The organism is Pseudomonas sp. 8 R 14, assembly GCF_900005955.1.
Lineage (GTDB): Bacteria > Pseudomonadota > Gammaproteobacteria > Pseudomonadales > Pseudomonadaceae > Aquipseudomonas > Aquipseudomonas marginalis.
The window spans coordinates 48,283-71,174 of sequence record NZ_CVTH01000081.1; the positions used below are offsets into that span (position 1 = coordinate 48,283).

The 22,892-nt window shown below is 61.2% G+C and carries 20 protein-coding genes; 2 read left to right on the top strand and 18 right to left on the bottom strand.

Annotated features, from left to right (window positions below; translation table 11 throughout):
- Nucleotide 1: 1 nt before the first annotated feature.
- From nuoJ to BFQ01_RS23285, 17 genes are all read right to left on the bottom strand, one after another.
- Entirely contained in the window at nt 2–505 is a 504-nt protein-coding gene (nuoJ, locus tag BFQ01_RS23205; RefSeq protein WP_003174726.1) for an NADH-quinone oxidoreductase subunit J, read from the bottom strand.
- Nucleotides 506–514: 9 nt separating this feature from the next.
- A complete protein-coding gene (gene nuoI / locus BFQ01_RS23210; RefSeq protein ID WP_003174725.1) occupies nt 515–1,063 on the bottom strand; it encodes an NADH-quinone oxidoreductase subunit NuoI in 549 nt (182 codons plus the stop codon).
- Between the two features lie 11 nt (nt 1,064–1,074).
- On the bottom strand, nt 1,075–2,082 hold the full coding sequence (nuoH, locus tag BFQ01_RS23215; protein WP_017137518.1) for an NADH-quinone oxidoreductase subunit NuoH: 1,008 nt from the start codon (nt 2,080–2,082) through the stop codon (nt 1,075–1,077).
- Complete coding sequence (gene nuoG, locus BFQ01_RS23220) at nt 2,079–4,793, bottom strand: NADH-quinone oxidoreductase subunit NuoG (protein ID WP_065927063.1); 2,715 nt, start codon at nt 4,791–4,793, stop codon at nt 2,079–2,081. The genes nuoH and nuoG overlap by 4 nt, the downstream gene beginning before the upstream one ends.
- Nucleotides 4,794–4,928: 135 nt before the next feature.
- Entirely contained in the window at nt 4,929–6,284 is a 1,356-nt protein-coding gene (gene nuoF / locus BFQ01_RS23225; RefSeq protein ID WP_027606325.1) for an NADH-quinone oxidoreductase subunit NuoF, read from the bottom strand.
- Complete coding sequence (gene nuoE, locus BFQ01_RS23230) at nt 6,281–6,778, bottom strand: NADH-quinone oxidoreductase subunit NuoE (protein ID WP_010566874.1); 498 nt, start codon at nt 6,776–6,778, stop codon at nt 6,281–6,283. The genes nuoF and nuoE overlap by 4 nt, the downstream gene beginning before the upstream one ends.
- Nucleotides 6,779–6,780: 2 nt before the next feature.
- Nucleotides 6,781–8,565, bottom strand: coding sequence for an NADH-quinone oxidoreductase subunit C/D (nuoC, locus tag BFQ01_RS23235; RefSeq protein ID WP_065927064.1), 1,785 nt, complete (start codon nt 8,563–8,565; stop codon nt 6,781–6,783).
- A 72-nt stretch (nt 8,566–8,637) separates the two neighbouring features.
- Nucleotides 8,638–9,312 carry a NuoB/complex I 20 kDa subunit family protein gene (locus BFQ01_RS23240; RefSeq protein ID WP_003174719.1) on the bottom strand — a complete coding sequence of 225 codons (675 nt, stop codon included), beginning with the start codon at nt 9,310–9,312 and terminating at the stop codon, nt 8,638–8,640.
- Between the two features lie 10 nt (nt 9,313–9,322).
- The gene (locus tag BFQ01_RS23245) at nt 9,323–9,736 is read right to left on the bottom strand and encodes an NADH-quinone oxidoreductase subunit A (RefSeq protein ID WP_003219575.1); all 414 of its coding nucleotides are present in this window, start codon (nt 9,734–9,736) and stop codon (nt 9,323–9,325) included.
- 593 nt (nt 9,737–10,329) lie between these two features.
- Nucleotides 10,330–11,655: an isocitrate lyase gene (gene aceA / locus BFQ01_RS23250; protein WP_003219577.1), complete on the bottom strand. Its 1,326-nt coding sequence runs from the start codon at nt 11,653–11,655 to the stop codon at nt 10,330–10,332.
- Between the two features lie 494 nt (nt 11,656–12,149).
- Nucleotides 12,150–12,887 (bottom strand): secretin N-terminal domain-containing protein, encoded by a 738-nt coding sequence (locus tag BFQ01_RS23255; RefSeq protein WP_065927065.1) that lies wholly within the window; start codon nt 12,885–12,887, stop codon nt 12,150–12,152.
- Between the two features lie 257 nt (nt 12,888–13,144).
- The gene (locus tag BFQ01_RS23260) at nt 13,145–13,567 is read right to left on the bottom strand and encodes a GNAT family N-acetyltransferase (protein WP_065927066.1); all 423 of its coding nucleotides are present in this window, start codon (nt 13,565–13,567) and stop codon (nt 13,145–13,147) included.
- Entirely contained in the window at nt 13,560–14,726 is a 1,167-nt protein-coding gene (locus BFQ01_RS23265; RefSeq protein WP_027606329.1) for a ribosomal protein uL16 3-hydroxylase, read from the bottom strand. Before BFQ01_RS23265 ends, BFQ01_RS23260 begins: the two co-directional genes overlap by 8 nt.
- An 84-nt stretch (nt 14,727–14,810) precedes the next feature.
- The gene (purB, locus tag BFQ01_RS23270) at nt 14,811–16,181 is read right to left on the bottom strand and encodes an adenylosuccinate lyase (RefSeq protein WP_065927067.1); all 1,371 of its coding nucleotides are present in this window, start codon (nt 16,179–16,181) and stop codon (nt 14,811–14,813) included.
- 125 nt (nt 16,182–16,306) lie between these two features.
- Nucleotides 16,307–16,930, bottom strand: a complete 624-nt coding sequence (hflD, locus tag BFQ01_RS23275; RefSeq protein WP_027606331.1) for a high frequency lysogenization protein HflD — start codon at nt 16,928–16,930, stop codon at nt 16,307–16,309.
- A complete protein-coding gene (gene mnmA / locus BFQ01_RS23280) occupies nt 16,927–18,051 on the bottom strand; it encodes a tRNA 2-thiouridine(34) synthase MnmA (RefSeq protein ID WP_065927068.1) in 1,125 nt (374 codons plus the stop codon). Before mnmA ends, hflD begins: the two co-directional genes overlap by 4 nt.
- Before the next feature lie 59 nt (nt 18,052–18,110).
- Nucleotides 18,111–18,557: an NUDIX hydrolase gene (locus tag BFQ01_RS23285; RefSeq protein WP_065927069.1), complete on the bottom strand. Its 447-nt coding sequence runs from the start codon at nt 18,555–18,557 to the stop codon at nt 18,111–18,113.
- A gap of 188 nt (nt 18,558–18,745) precedes the next feature.
- Between BFQ01_RS23285 and BFQ01_RS23290 the strand changes: the two genes are divergently transcribed.
- The gene (locus BFQ01_RS23290) at nt 18,746–19,642 is read left to right on the top strand and encodes a DMT family transporter (RefSeq protein ID WP_065927070.1); all 897 of its coding nucleotides are present in this window, start codon (nt 18,746–18,748) and stop codon (nt 19,640–19,642) included.
- Nucleotides 19,643–19,714: 72 nt separating this feature from the next.
- Nucleotides 19,715–20,587, top strand: a complete 873-nt coding sequence (locus tag BFQ01_RS23295; protein WP_065927071.1) for a LysR family transcriptional regulator — start codon at nt 19,715–19,717, stop codon at nt 20,585–20,587.
- A 57-nt stretch (nt 20,588–20,644) separates the two neighbouring features.
- Here BFQ01_RS23295 and BFQ01_RS23300 read toward each other — a convergent pair whose 3' ends face one another.
- Nucleotides 20,645–22,870, bottom strand: a complete 2,226-nt coding sequence (locus BFQ01_RS23300; protein ID WP_065927072.1) for an NADP-dependent isocitrate dehydrogenase — start codon at nt 22,868–22,870, stop codon at nt 20,645–20,647.
- Nucleotides 22,871–22,892 lie beyond the last annotated feature (22 nt).

A 22,892-nucleotide genomic window follows, 5' to 3' on the forward strand; every position in this document is an offset into this window, starting at 1 on the left:
GTCATTGCTCCTTGGCTTCGTTGCGGCCCAAGTGGAAGGCAGTGATGGCTGCGGCGAGCAGCAGCATCGACGCCAGTTCGACCACCAGCAGGTACGGGCCGAACAGGCTGATGCCCACGGCTTTCGCGTCCACGGTGGTATGGCCGATGGCCTGGCCGCTCTGGTGAGCGAACAGCACATACAGCAGTTCACCCAGCAGCAGCGCTGCGAGGACAACCGGGCCGAGCCAGATGCCGGGCTTGAGCCAGACGCGTTCCTGGGCGACCGAGGCCGGCCCGAGGTTGAGCATCATCACCACAAACACGAACAGCACCATGATGGCGCCGGCGTAGGCGATCACTTCCAGCACACCGGCGAACGGTGCGCCGAGGCTGAAGAAGGTCATGGCCACGGCGATCAGCGAAATGATCAGGTAGAGCAGGGCGTGCACGGGGTTGGTGTTGGTGATCACGCGAAGCGTGGACACAACCGCGATACCCGATGCGAAATAGAAAGCGAATTCCATCTTTCTTCCTTAAGGCAGCAAGCTCTTCACGTTGATCGGCTCGGCTTCGTTTTGTGCGGCGCCTTTCGGCTTACCGGCAACGGCCATACCTGCAACACGATAGAAGTTGTAATCAGGGTTTTTACCGGGACCAGAGATCAGCAGATCTTCTTTCTCGTACACCAGGTCCTGACGTTTGAACTCGGCCATCTCGAAATCCGGTGTGAGCTGGATCGCGGTGGTCGGGCAAGCTTCCTCGCAGAGGCCGCAGAAAATGCAGCGCGAGAAGTTGATGCGGAAGAAGTCCGGGTACCAGCGACCGTCTTCGGTTTCAGCTTTCTGCAGGGAGATGCAACCCACCGGGCACGCCACGGCGCACAGGTTGCAGGCTACGCAACGCTCTTCGCCATCGGGGTCGCGGGTCAGCACGATGCGGCCGCGATAGCGCGGCGGCAGGTACACCGCTTCTTCCGGGTATTGCAGGGTGTCGCGTTTACGGAAGCCGTGACCGAACACCATCACCAGGCTTCGCAACTGGGTACCGGTACCCTTAACGATGTCGCCAATATATTTGAACATGGGTCAAATCCTCACTGAACCGCGCCCGCTGGCGTGTTCAACAACACAACGGCAGCAGTCACCAGCAAATTGATCAGGGTCAGCGGCAGGCAGAAACGCCAGCTGAAATCCATCACCTGGTCATATCGTGGACGCGGAATGGAAGCGCGCAGCAGGATAAACAGCATGATGAAGAACGCGGTCTTCAGGAAGAACCAGAAGAACGCCAGCTGCGGCAGGATGCCGAACGGACCGTGCCAGCCGCCGAAGAACAGCGTGACCAGCAGGGCCGAGATCAAGATGATGCCGATGTATTCACCGACGAAGAACATGCCCCATTTCATGCCGGCGTATTCAATGTGGTAACCGTCAGCCAGTTCCTGTTCCGCTTCCGGCTGGTCGAACGGGTGACGGTGAGTCACGGCGACGCCGGCGATGAAGAAGGTACAGAAGCCGAAGAACTGCGGAATGATGAACCACAGGTTCTGCGCCTGGTACTCGACGATGTCGCGCATGTTGAACGAGCCGACCTGCACCACGATGCCCATCAGCGCGAGGCCCATGAACACTTCGTAGGACACGGTCTGGGCCGAGGCCCGCAGGCTGCCCAGCAGGGCGAACTTGTTGTTGCTCGACCAGCCGGCGAACAGCACCGCGTAGACCGACAGGCCGGCCATGGCGAAGAAGAACAGCAAGCCGATGTTCAGGTCCGCCACGCCCCAGGTCGGGGTGATCGGGATGATCGCGAAGGCGATCAGCAAGGCGCTCATGGCCACGACCGGTGCCAGGGTGAAAATCACCTTGTCGGCAAACGGCGGGGTCCAGTCTTCCTTGAAGAACATCTTCAGCATGTCGGCGGCGATCTGGAACATACCGAACGGGCCAACGCGGTTCGGACCGTAACGGTCCTGCCACCAGCCCAGCAGGCGACGTTCGACGAAGCTGAGCAGGGCGCCCGCGACGACCACGGCCAACAGGATCACGATGGCCTTGACGACCGAGATGATCACGTCGATCACTTCAGGGGTGAACCAGGTCATTGCGCTGCCTCCTGCAGACCGTCAACGGTTTTGCCGAAGATCGCCGTCGGGATGCCGGCAAGGCCTTTAGGCAGGGCAACCAGGCCGGCACCCAGCTCTTCGTTGATACGCAGCGGCAGACGCAGGGTCTGGCCGGCCACGGTCACGCTGAGCAAGGCTCCGTCGTTGACGCCCAGGCGGTCGGCTTCGGACTTGGCCACGGACACGTAGGCCTCGGGAATGCGCTCTTGTACCGGCGCGGCCTTGGAAGAGGTCTCTTCGCTGCCGAACAGGTGGAAGAACGGCACGACCTGCCAGGTGCCCTGGGCCGGGTTGAACGGACGCGGGACCGCAGCGAACCAGTTCAGCGCGTCGCCCTGGGTTTCGATCAGGCGGGTGCCCGGGTCGCCGGCGCGGATGTGACCACCGACTTCGTCCTGGAACTTGTTCCAGGCCTGTGGCGAGTTCCAGCCCGGCGACCAGGCAAACGGCACTTGCTGACGTGGCTCGACCGAACCCGAATAACCTTCCATGGAGAAGGCAAACGCGGTGTCGTTGTCTTGCGGGGTACGTGGCTCGTGCACGCTGATGTCGGCGCGCATGGCGGTACGACCGGAGTAACGCAGCGGCTCACGGGCGAGCTTCATGCCCTTGATGCGGAACGCGGCGGACGGTGCGGCGTCGACGATACGCGCCAGCTGCGGCGCGCTCGCGGCGGCTGCGGCGGTGACGTGGTCGAGCTGGGTCCAGTCGATCGGCTGGTTCAGCAGGGTCGCGCGCAGGGCATGCAGCCAGCGCCAGCCTTCGTGAACCAGGATGCTGGCGTCCATGTACTTCGGATCGAACACCTGGAAGAAGCGCTGGGCACGGCCTTCCTGGCTGACCAGGGTGCCGTCGCCTTCGGCGAAGGTAGCGGCTGGCAGTACCAGGTCGGCACGCTCGCTGGTGGCGGTCTTCTGGTGGTCGGCGACGATCAGGACCTTGGCGGCGTTCAGCGCAGCGTCAACCTTGGCGGCGTCGGTGCGGGTGTACAGGTCGTTTTCCAGCACCACGATCGCATCGGCAGTGCCGTCGATCACGGTTTGCAGGGCGGCGTCCAGGGACTCGCCACCGAGCATGGCCAGGCCGAGGCTGTTGGCTTCCGGCACCACCAGGCTGATGGAACCGTTCTTGTCGCGCAGCTTCAAGGCCTTGGCGATGTTGGCGGCGGCTTCGATCAAGGCCTTGGAACCCAGCGAGGTACCGGCAATGATCAATGGACGCTTGGCTGCCAGCAGGGCGTCGGCAATGCGCTGGGCCAGTTCGACGGCTTCAGTGTCCAGGCCTTCGACTGCCGGCGCGCTGGCATCGAGGGCGTGGGCCACGGCGAAACCGATGCGGGCCAGGTCGTCCGGTGCGGCGTGGACGCATTCTTCGGCGATGTCGTCGAGCTTGGTTTCCGCCAGGCTGGCGATAAACAGCGGGTTCAGCGCGTGCTGGCCGATGTTTTTCACCGCAGCGTCGAGCCAAGGCTGGACGCGCATGGCGTCGGCCATGTCTTCGGCCTTGCCTTTGACCGACTGGCGCAGGGACAGCGCGATACGCGCGGCGGTCTGGGTCAGGTCTTCACCGAGCACGAAGATGGCATCGTGGTCTTCGATGTCACGCATGTTCGGCACCGGCAGCGGGCTGTCGTTCAGCACCTGCATGACCAGGCGGATGCGCTCCAGCTCACCGGCTTCGATACCGGAGTAGAAGTGCTCGGCACCCACCAGCTCACGCAACGCGTAGTTGCTTTCGAGGCTGGCGCGGGGCGAGCCGATACCGACGATGTTGCGGCCGCGCAGCAGGTCGGCGGCTTTGTCCAGCGCCGCGTCCAGGCTCAGCTTGGCGCCATCGGCCAGCAGTGGCTGGCGTGGACGGTCTTCACGGTTGACGTAGCCATAGCCGAAACGACCACGGTCGCACAGGAAGTACTGGTTGACCGAACCGTTGAAGCGGTTTTCGATGCGACGCAGTTCGCCGTAGCGTTCGCCCGGGGAGATGTTGCAACCGCTCGAGCAGCCGTGGCAGATGCTCGGCGAGAACTGCATGTCCCACTTGCGGTTGTAGCGCTCGGAGTGGGTCTTGTCGGTGAACACACCGGTCGGGCAGACCTCGGTGAGGTTGCCGGAGAACTCGCTTTCGAGCACGCCGTCTTCAACGCGACCGAAGTACACGTTGTCGTGGGCGCCGAATACGCCGAGGTCGGTGCCGCCGGCGTAGTCTTTATAGAAGCGTACGCAGCGGTAGCAGGCGATGCAGCGGTTCATTTCGTGGGAAATGAACGGGCCCAGCTGCTGGTTCTGGTGGGTACGCTTGGTGAAGCGATAGCGGCGCTCGTTGTGGCCGGTCATCACCGTCATGTCTTGCAGGTGGCAGTGACCGCCTTCCTCACAGACCGGGCAGTCGTGGGGGTGGTTGGTCATCAGCCATTCGACAACGCTGGCGCGGAACGCCTTGGATTCTTCATCGTCGATGGAGATCCAGGTGTTGTCGGTGGCTGGGGTCATGCAGGACATGACGATACGACCACGGGTGTCGTTTTCGTCGGTGTACTGCTTGACCGCACACTGGCGACAGGCACCGACGCTACCAAGCGCGGGGTGCCAGCAGAAATACGGGATATCGAGGCCGAGTGACAGACACGCCTGTAACAGGTTGTCCGCCCCATCGACTTCGAGCGCTTTGCCGTCTACGTGGATAGTGGCCATGGTTCAAAGTTCTTCGTTGGCCCGTTGTCAGCGGGCGTGGCTAATGGAATCTTGTTATTCATGTGCATCTACACAGCCTTCACGGCGTCAGCACATGAGCAGGCGAAGGGCACGGACCCTTTGCCTGTTTAAGCGTTACGCGCCGACTACGATCGGCCTTGCCAGAGGCGGGACGGCGGCGCTGGTGGGCGCGATGCCGGCTTCGAACTCCGAGCGGAAGTATTTGATTGCGCTGCCCAATGGCTCCACGGCGCCCGGTGCGTGAGCACAGAAGGTCTTGCCTGGGCCGAGGAAACCGACCAGGCCCAGCAGGGTCTCGATGTCACCCTCGCGGCCTTCGCCATTTTCCAGGGCCATCAGCAGCTTGACGCTCCACGGCAGGCCGTCGCGGCATGGGGTACAGAAGCCGCAGGATTCACGGGCAAAGAACTGCTCCATGTTGCGCAGCAGCGAGACCATGTTCACGGTGTTGTCCACCGCCATCGCCAGGCCGGTACCCATCCGGGTGCCCACCTTGCCGATGCCGCCGGCATACATTTGTGCGTCGAGGTGCTCGGGGAGCAGGAAGCCGGTGCCGGCGCCGCCTGGCTGCCAGGCCTTGAGGGTGTAGCCGTCGCGCATGCCGCCGGCGTAGTCCTCGAACAGCTCGCGTGCGGTCACGCCGAACGGCAGTTCCCACAGGCCAGGGTTCTTGACCTTGCCGGAGAAGCCCATGAGCTTGGTGCCCATGTCTTCACTGCCTTCACGGGCCAACGATTTGTACCAGTCCACGCCGTCGGCGATGATCGCCGGCACGTTGCACAGGGTCTCGACGTTGTTCACGCAGGTCGGCTTGCCCCACACGCCCACGGCGGCAGGGAAGGGCGGCTTGGAGCGCGGGTTGGCGCGGCGGCCTTCGAGGGAGTTGATCAGTGCGGTTTCTTCACCGCAGATGTAACGCCCGGCGCCGGTGTGCACGAACAGTTCGAAGTCAAAACCCGAACCTAGGATGTTCTTGCCCAGCAGGCCTGCGGCCTTGGCTTCTGCCACTGCACGGTTGAGGTGCTTGGCGGCGGTGGTGTATTCGCCGCGCAGGAAGATGTAGCCACGGTAGGTTTTCAGCGCGCGGGCGCTGATCAGCATGCCTTCGATCAGCAGATGGGGCAGTTGCTCCATCAGCATGCGGTCTTTCCAGGTGTTGGGTTCCATTTCATCCGCGTTGCACAGCAGGTAGCGGATGTTGATGGATTCGTCTTTGGGCATCAGGCCCCACTTCACGCCCGTGGGGAAGCCTGCACCGCCGCGACCCTTGAGGCCGGCGTCCTTCACGGTCTGGACGATGTCGTCCTGGGCCATGTCGGCGAAGGCCTTGCGCGCAGCGGCGTAGCCGTTCTTGGCCTGGTACTCGTCAAGCCATACCGGCTCGCCGTCGTCACGCAGGCGCCAGGTCAGCGGGTGGGTCTCGGCCGAACGCTTGATCAGGTTGGCCGGGCCGAAGGAAGTCAGGGTCATGGGTAGCCCTCGAGCAATTGGGTCACGCCAGCAGGCTGCACGTCACCGAATGTGTCGTCGTCGATCATCAACGCCGGCGCCTTGTCGCAGTTGCCCAGGCAGCACACCGGCAGCAGCGTGAAGCGGCCGTCCGGGGTGGTCTGGCCGAGGCCGATGCCCAGCTTGGCCTGGATCTCGCTGACCACCGACTCGTGGCCACCGATGTAGCAGACCATGCTGTCGCACACGCGAATGATGTGGCGGCCGACCGGCTGGCGGAAGATCTGGCTGTAGAACGTCGCCACGCCTTCAACGTCGCTGGCGGGGATGCCGAGGATCTCGCCGATGGCGTAGAGGGCGCCGTCCGGCACCCAGCCACGTTCCTTCTGGACGATCTTCAAGGCCTCGATCGACGCCGCGCGCGGGTCTTCGTAGTGATGCAGCTCGTGCTCGATGGCCGAGCGCTCGGTTTCACTCAAGGTGAAACGGTCTGTCTGGATAAGCGTGCTGTTCATGCTTAGCGGTCCACGTCGGCCATAACGAAATCGATACTACCCAGGTACGCAATCAAGTCCGCGACCATCTCGCCTTTGATCACCGAAGGGATCTGCTGCAAGTGGGCGAAGCTTGGGGTACGAATCCGGGTGCGGTAGCTCATGGTGCCGCCATCGCTCGTCAGGTAATAACTGTTGATACCCTTGGTCGCTTCGATCATCTGGAAGGATTCGTTGGCCGGCATTACCGGGCCCCACGAAACCTGCAGGAAGTGCGTGATCAGGGTTTCGATGTGCTGCAGCGTGCGCTCTTTCGGCGGCGGCGTGGTCAGCGGGTGATCCGCCTTGTACGGGCCGGCCGGCATGTTGCGCATGCACTGCTCGATGATCTTCAGGCTCTGGCGCATTTCTTCGACGCGCACGATGCAACGGTCGTAGGCATCGCCATTGGCGGCCAGCGGTACTTCGAACTCGAAGTTTTCGTAGCCCGAGTACGGACGCGCCTTGCGCAGGTCGAAATCGCAACCGGTGGAACGCAGGCCGGCACCGGTGACGCCCCATTCCAGGGCCTCTTTGGTGTTGTACTGAGCGACGCCGATGGTACGGCCCTTGAGGATGCTGTTATCCAACGCAGCCTTCTGGTACTCGTCCAGGCGCTTGGGCATCCAGTCGATGAATTCCTTGACCAGGCGTTCCCAGCCATTCGGCAGGTCGTGGGCGACGCCGCCGATACGGTACCAGGCCGGGTGCAGGCGGAAACCGGTGATGGCTTCGATGACCTTGTAGGCGCGCTGACGGTCGGTGAAGGTGAAGAACACCGGGGTCATGGCGCCGACGTCCTGGATATAGGTACCCAGGAACAGCAGGTGGCTGGTGATCCGGAAGAACTCGGCCATCATGATGCGGATGGTGTCGACGCGGTCCGGAACCTTGATGCCGGCCAGCTTCTCGACCGAGAGCACGTACGGCAGGTTGTTCATCACGCCGCCGAGGTAGTCGATACGGTCGGTGTACGGGATGAAGCTGTGCCACGACTGACGCTCGGCCATCTTCTCGGCACCACGGTGGTGGTAGCCGATGTCCGGCACGCAGTCGACGATTTCTTCGCCGTCCAGTTGCAGGATGATGCGGAAGGCACCGTGGGCCGAAGGGTGGTTCGGGCCCAGGTTGAGGAACATGTAGTCCTCGTTGGTGCCGGAGCGCTTCATGCCCCAGTCTTCCGGACGGAAGCGCGCGGCCTCTTCTTCAAGCTGCTGCTTGGCGAGGTTGAGGCTGAACGGGTCGAATTCGGTGGCGCGGGCAGGGAAGTCCTTGCGCAGCGGGTGACCTTCCCACGTTGGCGGCATCATGATGCGCGTCAGGTGCGGGTGGCCCGGGAAGTCGATACCGAACATGTCCCAGACTTCGCGCTCGTACCAGCTGGCGTTCGGCCAGATACCGGTCACGGTCGGCACGCTCAGGTCGCTCTCGGACAGTGCGACCTTGATCATCACGTCGCTGTTACGTTCCAGCGACAGCAGGTGATAGAACACGGTGAAATCGGCGCCGCTCGGCAGGCCCTGGCGCTTGGTGCGCAGGCGTTCGTCCACGCCATGCAGGTCATAGAGCATGACGTACGGCTTGGGCAGGTTGCGCAGGAAGGTCAGGACTTCGACGAGCCTGGCGCGCGCCACCCACAGCACCGGCATGCCGGTGCGTGTGGCCTGGGCGGTGAAGGCGTCAGGGCCAAAACGGTTATTGAGTTCGACGACCACATCCTGGTCGTCTGCCTTATAAGGCGGGATGCGTCGAGCACTGCCTGTAGTCATGGTTTTTTATCGCTTTCGGTCAACGTAAAGAATGAAGCCAGGTTTTCGTTCTATAAAAGAAGCGGTGCTGGATCAGACTTCGTCTGGGCTGCGCAGGTTGGTGACTGCGATTCGCTGTTCGCGGCGCTGTTCCTTTTGCGACGGCATCTCGGCGCGGTACACGCCTTGATCGCCGACGACCCAGGAAAGCGGGCGACGCTCCTTGCCAATCGATTCCTGCAACAGCATCAAGCCTTGCAGGAATGCTTCGGGGCGGGGCGGGCAGCCAGGCACGTAGACGTCCACGGGCAGGAACTTGTCCACCCCCTGAACCACGGAGTAGATGTCGTACATGCCACCGGAGTTGGCGCACGAACCCATGGAGATAACCCACTTTGGCTCGAGCATTTGCTCGTAGAGACGCTGAATGATCGGCGCCATCTTGATAAAGCAGGTACCGGCGATAACCATGAAATCCGCCTGGCGCGGTGATGCCCGGATAACTTCGGCGCCAAAGCGCGCGATGTCGTGGGGCGCCGTGAAGGCGGTGGTCATTTCCACGTAGCAGCACGAAAGGCCGAAGTTGTACGGCCACAGGGAGTTCTTACGTCCCCAGTTGACCGCGCCACTCAGCACGTCTTCGAGTTTGCCCATGTAGATGTTCTTGTGGACTTGGTCTTCTAACGGATCGGAAACGGTTTCCCGTTCGCCGATGGGGTACTGCTCGTTAGGAGCATCCGGGTCGATCCTGGTGAGATTGTATTGCATCGCCAAAGCCTCATTGTTTCAGCTTCGCTTGCCGCTTACGACGAGCTTCCGGAGCCCAGTCAAGGGCGCCCACTCGAAATAGGTAGACAAGGCCTGCCAACAGAATTGCTATGAAAACGAGGGCTTCGACGAATCCGGTCCAGCCGCTTTCGCGGACGGACACAGACCAGGCAAAGAGAAAGAGGGCTTCGATGTCGAAGATCACGAAGAGCATCGCGACCAGATAGAATTTGGCTGAGAGCCGCAAGCGGGCGCCACCTGTAGGCAGCATGCCGGATTCGAACGGTTCATTCTTGCTGCGGCCCCAGGCTTTTGACCCGAGGAGGCTGGACACACCGAGCATGAAGGCGCAAAGGCCGACAACACCGAGGAGGAAAATGGCAAAGCCCCAGTTGTGGGCCATGAGTCCTGTCGCTTCGGTCATGCTGGAAATCCTTAACAGAGAGCAAAGGTCTCTGAGCTCGAAAAAGTAACGATGCAGTGACGATATGTCGCACTGCAATCAATCGCGGTGATTTTATGGCTAAACACCGGGCAAGTAAAATTCCTAGGGCGAAATTATTCGATGGAATAAGCACATAGTGCACCTTCTTGGGGCTGTAGCCCTTGCGGGGCGGGCATTAGCGGGCATTTGATCAAATGTGTTTTGTTTAACCTGTAACGAAGTTTTTATGTTCTAAATGATAATGAATATTGTTTGCGTGGGGTTTAAGCGATTGTTTCTCATACAGCGGAGTAAGTTGCTGTTACTTGCCTGATTAGCGCGAGTTGTTGGAGCGGATCTTTTAACCGATTTATCTGCGGCAAATACCGCTCTGGATCAAGGTTTTGCACAAAATCTTCAGGCTGCAAGCGTTCCTCATGTGGGAGGGAGTTGCCTCCTCCCACATTTGGCTTTGGTGAACCAGCGTGATGTGTACCGGCAAAAAAACGCCCCGAACCAGTCGGGGCGTGATTGTCGTGCGGCACTGCGGTTAGCTCTTTAACGGGTCCGCCGTGGCCGTGTACTCACATCGATCAGTGGAACTGCTCTTCTTCGGTCGAACCGGTCAGCGCGGTCACGGACGAGGTGCCGCCCTGGATCACGGTGGTCATGTCGTCGAAGTAGCCGGTGCCGACTTCCTGCTGGTGGGCCACGAAGGTGTAGCCCTTGGCGGCGTCAGCGAATTCCTGCTCCTGCAGCTTCACGTAGGCAGTCATGTCGTTGCGGGCGTAGTCGTGCGCCAGGTTGAACATGCTGTGCCACATGTTGTGAATGCCGGCCAGGGTGATGAACTGGTGCTTGTAGCCCATGGCGGACAGTTCGCGCTGGAACTTGGCGATGGTCGCGTCGTCCAGGTTCTTTTTCCAGTTGAAGGAAGGCGAGCAGTTGTAGGACAGCAGTTGGTCCGGGTATTCCTTCTTGATCGCTTCGGCAAAGCGACGCGCTTCGTCCAGGTCCGGCTTGGCGGTTTCGCACCAGATCAGGTCGGCGTACGGTGCGTAGGCCAGGCCGCGGGCGATGGCCTGGTCGAGACCGGCGCGCACTTTGTAGAAACCTTCCTGGGTGCGTTCGCCGGTTACGAACGGCTGGTCGTACGGGTCGCAGTCCGAGGTCAGCAGGTCCGCGGCGTTGGCGTCGGTACGGGCCAGGATGATGGTTGGCGTGCCGGCAACGTCAGCCGCCAGACGGGCAGCCGTCAGCTTCTGTACAGCTTCCTGGGTCGGTACCAGTACCTTGCCGCCCATGTGGCCGCATTTCTTCACCGAAGCCAGTTGGTCTTCGAAGTGCACGCCGGCCGCGCCAGCCTCGATCATGCTCTTCATCAGCTCGTAGGCGTTCAGTACGCCGCCGAAACCGGCTTCGGCGTCGGCCACGATGGGCGCGAAGTAGTCGATGTAGCCTTCATCACCCGGGCCTTTACCGGCTTTCCACTGGATCTGGTCGGCACGACGGAACGAGTTGTTGATGCGCTTGACCACGGTCGGCACGGAGTCCACCGGGTACAGCGATTGGTCGGGGTACATGGATTCAGCGGAGTTGTTGTCCGCTGCCACTTGCCAGCCGGACAGGTAGATCGCCTGGATACCGGCTTTCACCTGTTGGACTGCCTGGCCGCCAGTGAGGGCGCCCATGCAGTTGACGAAATCTTTCTCGGGGCGGAAGGACGGCTTGGCACCTTGGGTGACCAGCTTCCACAGCTTCTCGGCGCCGAGTTTTGCAAAGGTGTGCTCAGGTTGAACCGAGCCACGCAGGCGGACGACGTCAGCAGCGGAATAAGCGCGGGTTACGCCTTTCCAGCGTGGGTTTTCAGCCCAGTCTTTCTCGAGGGCTGCAATTTGCTGTTCGCGTGTCAGTGCCATGGGGGAAAACCTCGTCGCATAGGTCTAGGTGGAAAATTCCATTTGCCAGCCACGTAGTGAATGCGTGGTTATGGCTGCTCGCTGACCAGAAGCTCAGGTGTTCAAGTCAAGTTCGGCGGGGCAGGCGACGGGATGAACGATGGCTCAAGGGGGGAGTTGAGCAGGTAAGGGCGAACTGCGAACGGTCTTCGGGCATCGTGGGCCTTTGTACGATCCATCAGTGTGTAGCCGGGTTACCTGGTTAGCTTCCGTCCCTCGGGACAACTTCGTTCCAGTCGCAACCTCGTCAAACACACCTTGTGGGCGGTACAGACACGAATCGGCTCGGGTGGGTAGCTTGGAGCGTCGATCCGAAGGCCCTTGCCAGGGCCCCTGATTAGCGGGAGCGAGGCCATCATGCCCATGCTTTTTTGGATCGTCAAATGTTTTGTAGTGCTTTTTTTCAGGCACTACATCTTTAGTCTAATACGACTCATCAGTCAGTTTTTGGTGCTTCAGTTCAGGGTGTCGACCTTAACCCGCAACGTCAGGTCATCGCGGCCCTGGGTAGAGTAGCTGCGGGTTGTGGAGGATTTGTCGGCCTGGGTCTCGCGGTTGATGCCGGCCAGGGGGATCCATTCGCCAAGGCGCCCGCTGACGGTTGTGTCGGTGCTTTGCACATTCACTACATCGGGACGTTCCTGGCTCATGCGGTCACGGTTGGTACTGATCGCCAGATGCACGGTCTCGCCGGTGACGCTGGCGGTGACATAGAAGCCCTGGGTGACGTTGCGGTACTGGGTCTGGTTCTGCGGGCGACCGTAGGCGTCAGGCTGAGTGGTGGTCATTGGCACGCTCTGGCCGACCTGGATCAGCGCGGGCACGCCTTCGCTGGCCTGAATCTGCTGGATGCCGCCGTCGCGGCTGGCGGTGCCGTAGCTAATGATGCGGGTCTGGCTGTCGCCGCTGTTCTGCTGGTTGTTTTCATTGGTATCGACGGTGATCAGCAGACGTTTGGCTGGTGTATCCAGCTGGGCGAGCAGCGTGCGCAGGTCCTGGATCTTGCCGGGGGCAGCGTTAACGATAAGCTGGTTGCCGTAGGCGCTGACGGTGCCGTCCTTGCCGATGAAGTTCTGCGCAACCGGGAGCAGGTCGGTGCTGGTGCGGTTGCTCAGGTTGACGACTTCGGTGTCGGCCATTGCCGAGCAACTGGCGGTGAGGAGGAGGGCGGTGAGCAGGGTGCGTAGGGACATGTCCGTGATCTCTGCGAGTCATTTGGGCTTGATAGTGCCAGTTTGTCGGCCTGGAGTGTAGTAAGCGGGCTTGCCTGTGGTGAGCGGGCTTGCCCCGCGCTGGGCTGCGTAGCAGCCCCTATAAAAAACGCCGCGTTCTTACGGAAAGAATGCGGCGTTTGGTTTGGGGCTGCTGCGCAGCCCAGCGCGGGGCAAGCCCGCTTACCACAGGACCACAGGCAAGCTGGCTCACCACAGGCAAGCCCTTACAGCAGGGATCAGGCCCCGCGCACCATATCGACATGGGGAATCCCGACTTCCAGGAATTCCTCGCTGACGATCTTGAAGCCCAGTCGCTCATAGAACGGCGCCGCATACACCTGCGCGCTCAGGAACTGCTTGGTCTGGCCACGTTGCTCGGCCACGCCAATCACCGCTTCCATCAGCTTGTCGCCGACCTTCAGCCCGCGCCAGTCCTTGAGTACCGACACCCGGCCGATCTCGCCGCTGGGCAGCAGGCGCGCGGTACCAATCGGAAAGTCGCCTTCGAATGCAAGGAAATGCACTGCGTCTGCGTCGTCCGCATCCCACTCAAGTTCAGGTGGGACGGACTGTTCAGCGATAAATACCGCTTCACGAATGCGCCGAATCTCGGCGATATCCTTATGCCAGTCCGCGACACCTACGTGAATCCTATTCATCGGCAAACCCCAGGCTTCCTTGCTTGACCAGTTCGCACAGCAGGTCGCGGGCGTCTTCGTCCAACAGCCATTCGCCGAGGTTTTCGGCGTGCAGGGCATCGGCGGCGCAGACCAGTTTCAGCAGTTCGCGCAGTTTGCCCGGCAGGTAACGGCTCTGGCCGCTGGCGAACAGCAGGACGTCATCGTCGACTTCCGACCAGGCCATGCGCGCGCTTGGGTTGCGCACCAGGATCGCACCGTCCTGCAGGCTGTTGATGAAGTCGTCTTCGCCCAGTTCTTCGCCCGCCACCAGTTCCGGGTAGCGCGGCTCGGTCATGAATTGGCCGAACCAGGTCAGCAGCATGCGCTCGTCGCTCATGTGCTCGGCCAGCAGGCTCTTGAGGCGGTCGAGGGCGTCGCTCTGGATCTGGTGCGGGTCGCTGACCGGCTGCGCGTCGGCGTCGGTGTAGCGCTCTTCGTCGGTCAGGTACTGGGCGAGGAAGTCGGTGAAGTGGGTCAGCACTTCGGCGGCGCTTGGGGCGCGAAAGCCCACCGAGTACGTCATGCAGTCATCTTCGGCGATGCCGAAATGCGCCAGGCGTGGCGGCAGGTAGAGCATGTCGCCCGGTTCCAGCACCCATTCGGCGCTTTCTTCGAATTCGGCGAGGATGCGCAGGTCGGCGTGTTGCAGCAGCGGGCTTTCGGAGCTGCACATCTGGCCGATCTTCCAGTTGCGCTTGCCCTGGGCCTGCAGCAGGAACACGTCGTAGTTGTCGAAGTGCGGGCCTACGCTGCCGCCGGGTGCGGCAAAGCTGATCATCACATCGTCGATGCGCCAGCTTGGCAGGAAGCGGAACTGCTCCAGCAACTCGGCCACTTCCGGCACGAACTGGTCGACCGCCTGTACCAGCAGGGTCCACTCACGCTCAGGCAGGGTGCTGAAGGCGTCTTCGGCGAAGGGGCCGCGGCGCAGTTCCCACGGGCGTTCGCCGTGTTCGATCACCAGGCGCGATTCGACTTCTTCTTCCAGGGCCAGGCCGGCGAGTTCGTCGGCGTCGATCGGGCTTTCGAAGTCAGGGATCGCCTGGCGGATCAGCAGTGGTTTTTTCTGCCAGTAGTCGCGCAGGAATTCCCGTGCCGTGATGCCGCCCAGAAGTTGAAGAGGGATATCAGGATTCATGTGTAACCTATTGAAAAAAAGCACTTTTCAGACTGAAATAAAAACGCCCGGCGCGGCCGGGCGTCTCAAGGGGGCTTGCGCTAATCAGATGCGCTTGGCTTGCTCTACAGCGTTGCCGATGTAGTTGGCCGGGGTGAGCAGTTTCAGCTCGGCCTTGGCCGCGGCTGGCATGTCCAGGCCGTCGATGAAAGTTTGCAGTGCTTCAGGGCTGATGCCCTTGCCACGGGTCAACTCTTTCAGCTTCTCGTAAGGGTTTTCGATGTTGTAGCGGCGCATCACGGTCTGGATCGGCTCGGCCAGCACTTCCCAGCACGCGTCCAGGTCAGCGGCGATTTTCTGCGCGTTGAGCTCCAGTTTGCTGATGCCTTTGAGGCTGGCTTCGTACGCGATCACGCTGTGGGCAAAGCCCACGCCGAGGTTGCGCAGTACGGTGGAGTCGGTCAGGTCGCGCTGCCAGCGGGAGATCGGCAACTTGCTGGCCAGGTGCTGGAACAGGGCGTTGGCGATGCCGAGGTTGCCTTCGGAGTTTTCGAAGTCGATCGGGTTGACCTTGTGCGGCATGGTCGACGAACCGATTTCACCGGCAATGGTGCGCTGCTTGAAGTAGCCCAGGGAGATGTAGCCCCAGATATCGCGATCGAAGTCGATCAGGATGGTGTTGAAGCGCGCAATGGCGTCGAACAGCTCGGCGATGTAGTCGTGCGGTTCGATCTGCGTGGTGTACGGGTTGAAGCCCAGGCCCAGCTCGTCTTCGATGAAGGCGCGGGCGTTGGCTTCCCAGTCGATCTCCGGGTAGGCCGACAGGTGGGCGTTGTAGTTGCCGACAGCGCCGTTGATCTTGCCCAGCAGTGGGACTGCAGCGACTTGAGCGATCTGGCGCTCCAGGCGGTACACCACGTTGGCGAGTTCCTTGCCCAGGGTAGTCGGCGATGCCGGCTGGCCGTGGGTGCGCGACAGCATCGGCACGTCGGCGAAACGGATGGCCAGCTCGCGGATGGCTTCGGCGGTCTGGCGCATCAGCGGCAGCATCACGTCATCACGGCCTTCGCGCAGCATCAAGGCGTGGGACAGGTTGTTGATGTCCTCGCTGGTGCAGGCAAAGTGGATGAATTCGCTGACCTTGGCCAGTTCCGGCAGCTTGGCCGCCTGCTCCTTGAGCAGGTATTCGATGGCCTTGACGTCGTGGTTGGTGGTGCGCTCGATCTCTTTCACACGCTCGGCGTGCTCCAGGGAGAAGTTGTCCGCCAGGGCATCGAGTACAGCGTTGGCTTCGGCGGAGAACGCCGGTACTTCGCTGATGGCGGGGTGAGCGGCCAGGCGCTGGAGCCAGCGCACTTCAACCAGTACACGAGCACGGATCAGGCCGTATTCGCTGAAAATAGGGCGCAGGGCCTGGGTTTTGCCGGCGTAGCGGCCGTCAACAGGGGAAACCGCAGTGAGCGAAGAGAGCTGCATGGGGTGTTCTCGGACAGTCGGGCAACGAAATGGGGCGCGTATCATACATGAAAAAATTCGCCGGTCCGTTGCCAACTGACCGGCGTATTACGCGTAACGGCTTGAAAATAGCCTGTCGGTGCGACTTATTCGTTGCGCATCAACGGGTAAAGCTCTTTGAGCAATTTGCGTCGGCTGATCACCAGCTGCCAACGATGACCGCCCAATTGCCGCCACAACCGCGCCGACCGAATACCGGCCAGCAGCAGTGCGCGGATTTTCGAGGCGTTGTTCGGTTGCTGCAGGTTGCGCATGTCGCCGTGCACCTGGATGCGTTGGCGCAAGGTGCTCAAGGTGTCCTGGTACAGCGCACCGCAGGCGGCGATCACGTTTTCGTGGGCCGGGCCGAAGTGTTCTACCTGGGACTGGATCTGTGGCAGGCGTTTGCCGATGGTTTCCAGCATGTCTTCGCGCTTGGCCAACTGGCGCTCGAGGCCGAGCATCGACAGGGCGTAGCGCAGCGGCTCGCGCTGCAAGGTGCTGGGGTCGCGCTCCAGGGCGCCGATCAGGGCGCGATAACCTTCACGCAGTGCGAGGTCGTCGCCGCCGTAGACTTCCAGGGTGTCCTTGGGGTCGCGGATCAGCAGGCTGCCGAGCATGCAGGTCAGGCCGGCTTCGGTGACCTGGCCGGTCTTGGCGATCTTGTCCACCAGCACGGCGGAGAGAAATACCCCGCCGAGTGCCGTCAATTGCTCCTGGGTCGGGCTCATGCCGGGTTGCTCCAGGCTTCGGCGACTTCAATCACGCCGCCGCCCAGGCAGATTTCGCCGTCATAGAACACCACGGACTGGCCAGGAGTGACCGCACGTTGCGGGTCATCAAAGGTGGCGCGGTAGCCCGTCGCGGTTTTTTCCAGGGTGCAGGGCTGGTCGCCCTGGCGATAGCGCACCTTGGCCGTCAGGCGGCGCGGGGTGCTCAGGTCGATCGGGTTGACCCAATAGATCTCCGACGCCAGCAGCGCGCCCGAGAACAGCAGCGGGTGTTCATTGCCCTGGCCGACGATCAGCACGTTGTGCTCCAGGTCCTTGACCAGCACGTACCATGGCTCTTCGCCGGCATCCTTCAAGCCGCCGATGCCCAGGCCCTGGCGCTGGCCGATGGTGTGGTACATCAAGCCATGGTGACGGCCGATCACTTCGCCGTCGGTGGTCTTGATCTCGCCCGGTTGCGCCGGCAGGTACTGCTTGAGGAAGTCGCTGAAACGGCGCTCGCCGATAAAACAGATCCCGGTGGAATCCTTCTTCTTGGCGGTCGCCAAGCCGTGTTGCTCGGCGATCCTGCGGACTTCGGGCTTTTCCAGCTCGCCCACCGGGAACAGGGTCTTGGCGATCTGTTCACCGCCGACGGCGTGCAGGAAGTAGCTCTGGTCCTTGTTCGGGTCCAGGCCCTTGAGCAGTTCGGTACGGCCATCGATGTCGCGGCGACGCACGTAGTGGCCAGTGGCAATCAGGTCGGCGCCAAGGATCATGGCGTAGTCGAGGAACGCCTTGAACTTGATTTCGCGGTTGCACAGGATGTCCGGGTTCGGCGTGCGACCAGCCTTGTATTCGGCCAGGAAGTGCTCGAACACGTTGTCCCAGTACTCGGCGGCGAAGTTGGCGGTGTGCAGCTTGATGCCAATTTTGTCGCACACGGCCTGGGCGTCCGCGAGGTCGTCCATGGCGGTGCAATATTCCGTTCCATCGTCTTCTTCCCAGTTCTTCATGAACAGGCCTTCCACCTCATAACCCTGCTCCATGAGCAGAACGGCGGAAACGGAAGAATCCACGCCGCCGGACATGCCGACGATGACGCGCTTCTTTTGTGTGTCAGAAGGGGCTGGATCACGCATAGGGTTTCAACGGGTGTCTTGAAAAAGGACGCGATTCTAACAGGCCTGGGCCCGCAAGGCTAAAGAGAAGGGCGGATCAATTCCAGGCTGTGACGCTGGCCGGCCAGATAATCATCGATACAGCGGATGATCAGCTCGCTACGCCAGTCGTCGCGCACGGCCATCAGCTCGTCACGGCTCAGCCAGCGGGCGCGCAGGATGCCTTCGTCCAGTTGATAGTCCGGGTGGTGTTTCAGTGCCTTGGCAATAAAGCAGACGCGTTGATAGGTAACCCCGTTGCTGGGTGCGGTGTACAGGTAGATGCCGACGATGCCGGTGGCTTCCACGTCCCAGCCGGTTTCCTCGAGGGTTTCGCGCACGGCGGCCTCGGTCAGGGTCTCGTCTGGGTCGAGGTGGCCGGCAGGCTGGTTGAGCACGGCGCGGCCGCCCTTGAGTTCTTCGACCATCAGGAACTTGCCGTTGTCTTCGACGATGGTGGCGACGGTGATGTGGGGTTGCCAGGTCATGGGATGCCTCTCGATTCTGAATGCAGCGCAGTCTTGGAGCAGGATTACAGCAGTGTGGGAGGGGCAATCCCCCTCCCACAAGGATGATGCATAAGCAATCTGCATGATGCGCCTGACATTTTATGATTTTACCGATTTCAGCGCCTGGCGCAGCTTATCTCTCCAGAACCCTCAGTTTGGAGAGTGTCATGAACCCTATTGCCGATAAAAGCTACGAAGTACGCCTTACATCGCCACTGCCCATTGTCTTCATCCTGCTGTGGAGTTCCGGCTACATCGGCGGTGCGTACGGTGTGCGTTATGGCGAGCCCTTCACCATGACGTTCTATCGGTTTGCCCTGGCTGCCCTGGTGTTCCTGGGCGTTGCACTCGCCATCAAGGCGCAATGGCCTAAACGACTTGCCCCCTACCTCCATGCTGCGACAGTGGGGCTGCTGTTGCAGGCCCTGCAGTTCGGCGGCCTTTACACCGGCATCAGCCACGGCGTTCCCGCAGGGCAGGCGGCATTGATCGTCGGGCTGATGCCGGTGTTCGTGGTGATCGGTGCCTATTTCTGCCTGGGTGAACAATTGAGCTGGCGCGACCTGCCGGGTTCGATCCTGGGTGTTGGCGGCGTGGCCATCGTCGTGGCCAGCAGCTTTTTTGGCTCCGAGGCGTCAGTGGGTGGTTACGGCGCGGTGGGCTTGGCGCTATTGGGTATCACGCTTGGCACGCTCTACCAGAAGCGCTTTCTTGGCGGGGTGAATCTATGGGTGGGGTGTTTCATTCAGATGGTCACCGCGTCGTTGGTCATGTTGCTGCTGGCATACACCACTGAAACCATGCAGGTCACCGAGTGGGTTCCATTCGCAGCGTCGGTGGCCTGGATCACGCTGATGAACTCCGTGGGTGCGCTGACGCTGCTGTATTTGATGATTCGACGCGGGGAGGCGAGTAAGGCGACGAACTTGTTTCATGTGATTCCGGCGGTCACGCAGATCATGGCGTCGTTGGTGTTGGGTGAGGTGCCGAGTGGGGTGGCGATTGTAGGGTTTGTTGTTTCAGGGGCAGGGGTTTATTGGATGAATCATGTGCGCGCCAAGTAGGTAGTCTTGACAGGTATAGCGGGCGCCTTGCACTAATGGCAGGGAATAATTACTCACTCCCATGGGTGTGGCATGAGAGTCAATCTTGATATTCAGTCGCTGCGCAGTTTCCTCAAGGTCGCAGAACTGGGCAGTTTCACCCGGGCCGCGCAAGCGTTGAGCCTGACCCAGCCGGCAATCAGCCAGCAAATTCGACGACTTGAGGATTTGCTGGGTGTCGAGCTTTTTGCCCGCGACAATCGGCAGGTGTTGCTCACCCTCGAAGGAGAGCGCTTGACCGGCTATGCCCAGCAAATGGTCAGCGTCAACGACAAAGTGGGGAGCCTGTTTGATGCCAGTCGCACTCAAGAGTCCGTGACGCTGGGTATTCCCGAATATTTCAGCGAGGAAATCCTGCAGCGCGTTATTCCTGCTCTGGCGCTTGAATTACCTTCAGTGCGAATTGTGGTCAAGGTCGCGCGTTCCCTGTTGCTCGCGGAGGCGTTCAGTGAGGGACGAATCGATATTGGCCTGATGATTGATGAGTTGCCAAAAGTCGCTGGCGTGCCTTTGCATGCACTTTCGTTGATGTGGCTGGGTGGCGAGTGTGCGGCAGCCCCCATGGAAGGGCAGGAAGTTTCGCTGGCGCTGTTCAAGGCGCCCTGCGTGTTCAGGAGCCTGGCGATTCGGCGTTTGGAGGAGAGTGGCATCAGGTGGCGCTGCGTGTATGAGTCTGAAGACTTGATGTCGCTGCGTTCAGCGGTCCAGGCGGGAGTCGGTGTGACGCTTTTACCCTGGTTTGCCCAGGTGCCGGGCTTGAAAAACGTCGAAGCGCTCGCGCATTTGCCTGCGCTGCCGGGGTTTGGGGTTGAACTCAAGCAGCGGCCGGGCTGGGAGCCTTGGTACAAACCGCAGTTCCTGGCGATTATCGAGGCCGCATGGCGCGAGGAATACGGTGTTGCATAAACCCTGAAAACACAAACCCCGGCACGTGGCCGGGGTTTGTGATGCATCCCTACAACCTTACTTCAACTTGGCAATCGCCGCATTGAGGGTGTTGCTTGGGCGCATGGCCTTGCTGGTCAGCTCCGGGTTCGGCGCGTAGTAGCCGCCGATGTCCACTGGCTTGCCCTGTACGGCATTGAGCTCGGCAACGATGGTTGCTTCGTTCGCGGCCAGGGTCTTGGCCAGTTCGCTGAATTGACCTTGCAGTGCAGTGTCTTCGGTCTGGGCGGCCAGGGCCTGGGCCCAGTACAGCGCCAGGTAGAAGTGGCTGCCGCGGTTGTCGATGTTGCCGACTTTGCGCGATGGCGACTTGTTGTTGTCGAGGAACTGGCCGGTGGCCTGGTCCAGGGTCTTGGACAGCACCAGGGCTTTCGGGTTGTTGTACGTCACACCCAAATGCTCGAGGGAAGCGGCCAGGGCCAGGAACTCACCCAGGGAATCCCAGCGCAGGAAGTTCTCTTCCAGCAGCTGTTGCACGTGCTTCGGCGCCGAACCGCCGGCGCCGGTTTCGAACAGGCCGCCGCCATTCATCAGCGGTACGATGGACAGCATCTTGGCGCTGGTGCCCAGTTCCATGATCGGGAACAGGTCGGTCAGATAGTCGCGCAGTACGTTGCCGGTCACCGAGATGGTGTCCAGGCCTTTGCGGGTACGTTCCAGGGTGAACTTCATCGCGTCGACCGGCGACATGATGCGGATGTCCAGGCCTTCGGTGTTGTGGTCTTTCAGGTAGGCCTGGACTTTCTCGACCACGACGCCGTCGTGTGCACGCTTGGGGTCCAGCCAGAAGATGGCCGGGGTGTTGCTGGCGCGGGCACGGTTGACGGCCAGCTTGACCCAGTCCTGGATCGGCGCGTCTTGGGTCTGGCACATGCGGAAGATGTCGCCGGCTTCGACTTTCTGTTCCATCAGCAGGTTGCCCTTGCTGTCGGTCACGCGGACGACGCCGTCAGCCTTGACCTGGAACGTCTTGTCGTGGGAGCCGTACTCTTCGGCTTTTTTCGCCATCAGGCCAACGTTTGGCACGCTGCCCATGGTGGTAGGGTCGAAGGCGCCGTTGGCCTTGCACTCTTCGATCACCGCCTGGTAGATGGTGGCGTAGCAGCGATCCGGGATCACGGCCTTGGTGTCGTGCAGCTGGCCGTCGGTGCCCCACATCTTGCCGGAGTCACGGATCATGGCCGGCATCGAGGCGTCGACGATCACGTCGCTCGGCACGTGCAGGTTGGTGATGCCTTTGTCGGAGTTGACCATCGCCAGGGAAGGGCGAGCGGCGTAGACCGCCTGGATGTCAGCTTCGATCTGCGCCTGCTGCTCGGCCGGCAGGGCCTTGATGCGGGCGTACAGGTCGCCGATGCCGTTGTTCAGGTTGAAGCCGATTTGTGCCAGCACGTCTGCGTGCTTGGCCAGGGCGTCTTTATAGAATTCGGCAACGATCTGGCCGAACATGATCGGGTCGGAGACCTTCATCATGGTGGCTTTCAGGTGGACCGACAGCAGCACGCCTTGTTTCTTGGCGTCTTCAATTTCAGCGGCGATGAAGCTGCGCAGGGCGTTCTTGCTCAGTACCGCGCTGTCGATGATTTCGCCGGCCTTGACGCTGGTATTTTCTTTCAGGACGGTGGTGGTGCCGTCCTGGGCGACCAGCTCGATCTTGACAGCGTCAGCGGCTTCGATCTGCACGGCTTTTTCGCTGCCGTAGAAGTCGCCGTTGCTCATGTGGGCAACGTGGGACTTGGAGTCTGCAGCCCAGGCGCCCATCTTGTGCGGGTGCTTGCGAGCGTAGTTCTTGACCGACAGCGGCGCGCGGCGGTCGGAGTTGCCTTCGCGCAGTACCGGGTTCACGGCGCTGCCCTTGACCTTGTCGTAACGTGCACGGGTTTCTTTTTCCGCGTCGGTGGTTACGGTTTCCGGGTAGTCCGGCAGGGCGTAGCCCTGGGCCTGCAGTTCCTTGATCGCCGCTTGCAGCTGCGGGGTCGAGGCGCTGATGTTAGGCAGCTTGATGATGTTGGCTTCAGGGGTAACGGCCAGGTCGCCCAGTTCGGCGAGGTGGTCCGGTACGGCCTTGGTGCCCAGTTGCTCGGGGAAGCTTGCGAGGATGCGCCCTGCGAGGGAGATGTCGCGGGTTTCCACGGCAATATCAGCGGAAGCGGTGAAGGCCTCTACGATAGGCAGCAGTGAATAGGTGGCGAGGGCTGGGGCTTCGTCGGTGAAGGTGTAGATGATCTTCGAGCGGGTGGGCATATTCGGATTAACTCTCTTCTTT